General features: G+C 57.4%; 3 protein-coding genes. All 3 read left to right on the top strand.

Annotated elements, in window-relative coordinates:
• On the top strand, positions 1-1,397 hold a 1,397-nt coding region (locus ACIREA_RS25580; protein WP_397385158.1), incomplete at its 5' end, for an ABC transporter ATP-binding protein.
• A gap of 205 nt (positions 1,398-1,602) precedes the next feature.
• Positions 1,603-3,297 carry a cation:proton antiporter gene (locus ACIREA_RS25575; protein ID WP_397385157.1) on the top strand — a complete coding sequence of 565 codons (1,695 nt, stop codon included), beginning with the start codon at positions 1,603-1,605 and terminating at the stop codon, positions 3,295-3,297.
• A 43-nt stretch (positions 3,298-3,340) separates the two neighbouring features.
• Positions 3,341-5,517: DNA polymerase I (polA, locus tag ACIREA_RS25570; RefSeq protein ID WP_397385156.1), on the top strand; the 2,177-nt coding region annotated here is incomplete at its 3' end.

Below are 5,517 nucleotides of genomic sequence, written 5' to 3'. Positions count from 1 at the left end.
AGACGGTCGTCAACCAAACTGCCACGGTTCAGCGCAATGCCATGCAGCTCATTCAGATCCTTGCGCAGCGTCCCTTGACCATCATCTCCATTCTTGTTGTCCTTTTTGCTCAGGATTGGTTTTTCACCCTCATGTCACTCGTCGTCTTCCCGGCCTGCCTTCTGCCGATTATTCGCATCGGCAAACGAGTGCGAAAATCAGGAGCACGTGAGGAATATGATTCCAGAGAGCTGATGGTGGCCATGCAGGAATCCTTTTCGGGCATCCGGCTGGTCAAAGCCTATGCCGGCGAAAAACATGCCGAGCAGCGCTTTGAACGCACCAACGCCAGCATGACACGTAACATGGTGCGCTGGGCCAAAGCCGTCGAATTTGTCGGTCCCTGCGTGGAAACCATTGCCTCTCTGGGCATCGCCGCAGGCCTGGTGTATGCATGGGATCGTGGACTTGAAGCGGAAAACTTCTTTCTGCTAGTCATGGCTCTCACGCAGATCTATCCGCCGGTGAAGGAACTGAGCCGTGTGCAGATGATGCTGCAGAAAACCACCGTGGCGGCAGGCATGGTATTTGAACTGCTCGAACGCACTCCTGACGTTCTGGACGCAGCAGATGCGAAGGACATCGGACGTTCGCGCGGTGAAGTCGAGTTCCAGAACACAGCTCTTTACTATCGTGAAACCAATGGTGAGAAAAAGGAGGTCCCGGCCGTAACCAACATCAGTCTCAAGCTCGACCCCGGCAAATTTTACGCCCTTGTCGGTCGCAGCGGCGCCGGCAAAAGCTCGCTGTTCTCTCTTCTGCTGCGCTTTTACGACCCCGACGAGGGTTCGGTCATGCTGGATGGACGCGACATCCGATCCATCACGCAGAATTCCCTTCGCTCCAACATTGGCATCGTCAATCAGGACACCTTTTTGTTTCACGACACCATCCGTGAAAACATCCGCTATGGCCGTCTTGATGCCAGTGAATCGGAAATCATCGCGGCTGCGAAAAAAGCGCATGCGCATGAATTCATCGAGCAGATCAGCAATGGGTACGATGCCATCGTCGGCGAAGGCGGGTGCAATCTCTCCGGCGGCCAGAAGCAGCGCATTTCCATCGCCCGCGCCATTTTGCGCGATGCACCTGTCCTGCTGCTCGATGAAGCCACCTCCGCACTCGACACCGAGAGCGAAAAAATCATCCAGGACGCCATTCATACTCTGTCTGCTGGCAAAACGGTCGTCGCCATCGCACATCGACTTTCGACCATTCTAGAGGCAGATCAGATCATCGTCATGGACCAGGGCCGAATCCTCGACCGTGGCACGCATGCGGAACTGCTGGGTCGTAATCCGGTGTATCAGAATCTGTACAATCTCCAGTTCAGCACGGATGAGCGGCGGGAAACCTGAAAGCTCATGTCATTCACCCAGGTGACTCCGGCATAAGGCCGAAGGATGCTAATGGTAACAACTGAAGGAATCACGGACCATGATCGGCCCCGAAAATCCGCGTGGATAAGTGAATTCTTTAACGCGCTTTTTTCATCCGTTTGATCCGCAATCCCTACATCAGAACTTGATCTGCCAAGCCTGAACAGCGAAGGAGATTTCCTGCATGATTCAAGGCTTTACCATCGCATCTGCCTCCATCCCGCCGCTGTTTGCGTTGCTGGCGCTGATGCTTGCGGGAGTGGTCCTGGTTTCGCTTCTGCTGCTGCGATTGCGGCAGTCGATGCTGGCGGGGTATTTCATCTGCGGCGTTCTGATCGCCAATTCCGGTGTGCTGGCGCTGCTCGGCGGTGGTGAGTCACACGAACAGGTCTCCCAGATGGCGGAGTTCGGCGTGGTGCTGCTCATGTTCACGCTGGGGCTGGAGTTCTCTCTTGGTGAACTGCGCTTTCTGCGCCGGCTCGCGTTTGCGGGCGGCGGCTGGCAGATGGGGCTTTGCATGGCAGTGGCCGCTGCGGCTTCCGCGGGGTTGATTGCCACATCGTGGCAGGGAGCCGTGCTTGTATCCGTCGCGCTGGCCATGAGCTCCACAGCGGTCAGTTTGAAAAGCTTTCAAGATCTCGGCCTTGAAGCAAGCCCAGGTGCGCGCATGGCGCTGGCCGTAGCGATTTTTCAGGACCTCTTCATCATAGTCTTCTTCTTGTTCCTGCCTCTGCTCCTGCCTCATGAAGGTGTTGCCACGGCACTGATGCCGCGACTTGGCTCACTGGCCTTGCGTGGTGGTGCCTTTGTGATTCTGGCGGGCGTGGCCGCGAGGTGGGTCATCCCTTGGCTGCTCAATGCTGTGACACGCACACGCAGCCGTGAACTCTTCACACTCTCGGTCATCGGCAGTTGTGTCGGCCTTGCTTTCGTCGGTGGTTTGCTGGGGCTGGGGCTGGCACTGGGCGCGTTTGTCGCCGGACTGGCTGTCAGCGAATCCATCTTCAAGCACCGCATTCTGGCGGATGTGATGCCACTGAAGGATCTCTTCCTCACGCTGTTCTTTGTTTCCGTCGGCCTCATGATCGACGTGAAGGCTGCCATGGCTTTGTGGATGCCTATTTGCATTCTTACAGCGGCGCTCATGCTCGCCAAAGCAGGCCTCATAACTATCATCGCGCGTCGTCTCGGGCTCGCCCACAAGCAGGCGCTGATGGCCGGCATCGGCCTGTGTAGTGCGGGGGAATTTTCACTCGTGCTGCTGCAGAACGCCAGCAGCGCTCATCTTTGGAGCAATGACACCCAGCAGACACTCCTGGCCGCGAGCGCGCTTTCCATGGGCCTCCTCCCTGCCCTGCTAAAGTTTGGCATACCGCTCGGCGAATGGCTGGTGAAACGCGGCTGGGGCCGGGGCAAACCGGTCAAGGCCGATGCTGGCAACATGCGCCAACGCATCAGCGGACTCACCGACCACGCCATCATCTGCGGACATGGCCCTGTGGGAGAAAAGCTCAACAGGGCGCTGCTCGACTCCGGCGTGCGCACACTCGTGGTGGAGCTGAATGCCGAAACCGTGCAAAAACTCAAGCGCCAGGGCCAGGCAGTGCTGTTTGCGGATGCCAGCCACGAGGAAACATGGGAACTAACCCAGCTGAAACATGCCCGCATGGTGGCACTGACCTTCCCCGATGCCACGGTCAATGCCCAGGCACTGGCCATGATCCGTGAGCATCGTCCGGACATTTCGGTACTCGCCCGCGCACGTTTTAGTTCTGATGTGGAGCGCCTGAAGCGACTGGGTGCCACGCAGGTCGTCAACGACGAAACCGAGGCCAGCCGGGCCATGGAAGATGCAGCGATCACTTTGCAGGGAGCTTGAGCATCATTTGCGCAGGCCCCCATGCCGCCTAGTCTGAGGGCAAATGTCCCAACGACTCTTCCTCCTCGATGGCATGGCGCTGCTTTACCGCGCGCACTTTGCTTTTATCAAAGCCCCCATCCGTACCAGCGATGGATTGAACACATCCGCGCTCTACGGTTTTGCCAACACGCTGCTCGACATCCTCAAGAACCAGCAGCCTACACATCTCGCCGTGGCATTGGACACATCCGCGCCCACGCCGCGTCATGAGATGTTCCCGGCTTACAAGGCGCAGCGTGAGGAGATGCCTGAGGACATCAGCATGGCCATCCCGCAAATCAAACGCCTCATGGAAGCGATGAACGTGCCCATCCTCGTGCGTGATGGCTACGAGGCGGATGACATCATCGGCATCATGGCCAAACGTGCCGAAAAGGAGGGCATCGAGACCTTCATGGTCACTCCGGACAAGGACTTTGGGCAACTCGTCTCCGAGCATGTCAAAATCTACAAACCGGGCCGCTCCGGGGCTGACGTGGAAATCCTTGGTGTGAAGGAGGTCTGTGAGCGCTGGGGCATTGAACGCCCGGAGCAGGTCATCGACATCCTCGCGCTCATGGGCGACGCCGTCGATAACATCCCCGGCGTGAAGGGATTTGGCGAAAAAACCGCCACAGCACTTATTCAACAGTTCGGCAGTGTCGAAAACCTGCTCGCGAACAGCGCCCAGCTCAAGGGCAAGCAGAAGGAGAAACTCGAAACTAGCAAAGAGGATGCGCTGCTCTCCAAGCAGCTCGCCACCATCTTCGTGAACGCGCCTTATGACGCGCAGGTGGCTGATCTGGTTCTCAAGCCGCACAATGATGAAGCGCTGAAAGCCTTCTTCACGGAGTTCGAATTCAACGCCCTCGGCCGCCGGCTTTACGGTGATGAATTCAAAGCCGGTCGCGGTCGGAAAATGGAGCAGGCTGCCAGCCAGTCATCGGAAACATCGTCTGCCCCGGAGGACCTCTTTGCAGCCCCTGCTCTTCCTGCCCCCGTCAAGCTCAGCACCATCGAAGACACTCCGCACGTTTATCATCTCGTGGAGACAGCCGAGGAGCGGCACAAAATCATCTCACAGCTCGCTGAGCTAAAATCTTTTTGCTTCGATCTTGAGACCACCGGACTCGATCCACGCGATACGCAGATCGTTGGCATCGCCTTTTCATGGCAGATGCATGAAGGCTGGTTTGTGCTTTTCCCGCGCGAGAAGGCGGCCGCGAAGGCTGTGCTGGAGGACTTCCGTGCCCTGCTCATGCAAGAAGGCGTCGAGAAGGTTGGTCACAATCTCAAGTTCGACCTTAGCGTGCTGCTTGCACATGGGGTCGAAGTTCGCGGACCGTATTTTGATTCCATGCTCGCTCACTCGCTGATCGATCCGGATCAACGCCACGGAATGGATTACCTCGCTGAATCGTATCTGCACTACACGCCCGTGCCGATTACAGCGCTCATTGGCACGGAGAAGAATGATCTCTTCAGCCAGTCCACCATGGCCGATGTCGCAGCAGAAGATGCCCGCAAGGTGGCCGATTATGCCGCTGAGGATGCTGATGTGACATGGCAACTTGCTGCAAAGATGCGCCTCGAATTGAAGGAGCAGCAGTACGTTTTCGACAAGGTTGAGTGCCCGCTGCTTCCGGTGCTCACCAAGATGGAAAATTATGGTGTGAAGATCGACGTGCAGGCGCTGCGCGAATACGGCGTCGAACTCGACCGGAAAGCCGCCGAGTTGCAAAAACGCATTCAGGAAAACGCGGGTGGTCCCTTCAACCTCAACAGCCCCAAACAGCTCGGCGAAGTGCTGTTTGACCGCCTCAAGCTCATCGAGAAGCCGAAGAAAACCGCCACCGGCCAGTATCAGACGAACGAGCAGGTCCTGCAGTCACTTATGGGCCTGCACCCCATCATTCAGGACATCCTCGACTACCGTGAGGTGACCAAGCTGAACAACACCTATGTCGAAGCACTGCCGCATGCCGTTTCACGCGTGACCGGCCGGATTCACACAACGTTTCATCAACTGATGGCCGCCACCGGCCGCATGGCATCGAGCAATCCGAACCTGCAAAACATCCCCATCCGAAGCGACCTCGGGCGCGAAATTCGAAAGGCATTCGTCCCTGGGGAGGAAGGCTGGGTGCTGATGAGTGCCGATTATTCGCAGATCGAACTCCGCGTCATGGCGGCACTCAG

Source organism: Prosthecobacter sp., from assembly GCF_044373815.1.
In the GTDB taxonomy this organism is placed as follows: domain Bacteria; phylum Verrucomicrobiota; class Verrucomicrobiia; order Verrucomicrobiales; family Verrucomicrobiaceae; genus Prosthecobacter.
Note: the sequence above shows the minus strand (reverse complement) of the source record. Positions and strands in the feature narration are given on the sequence as shown.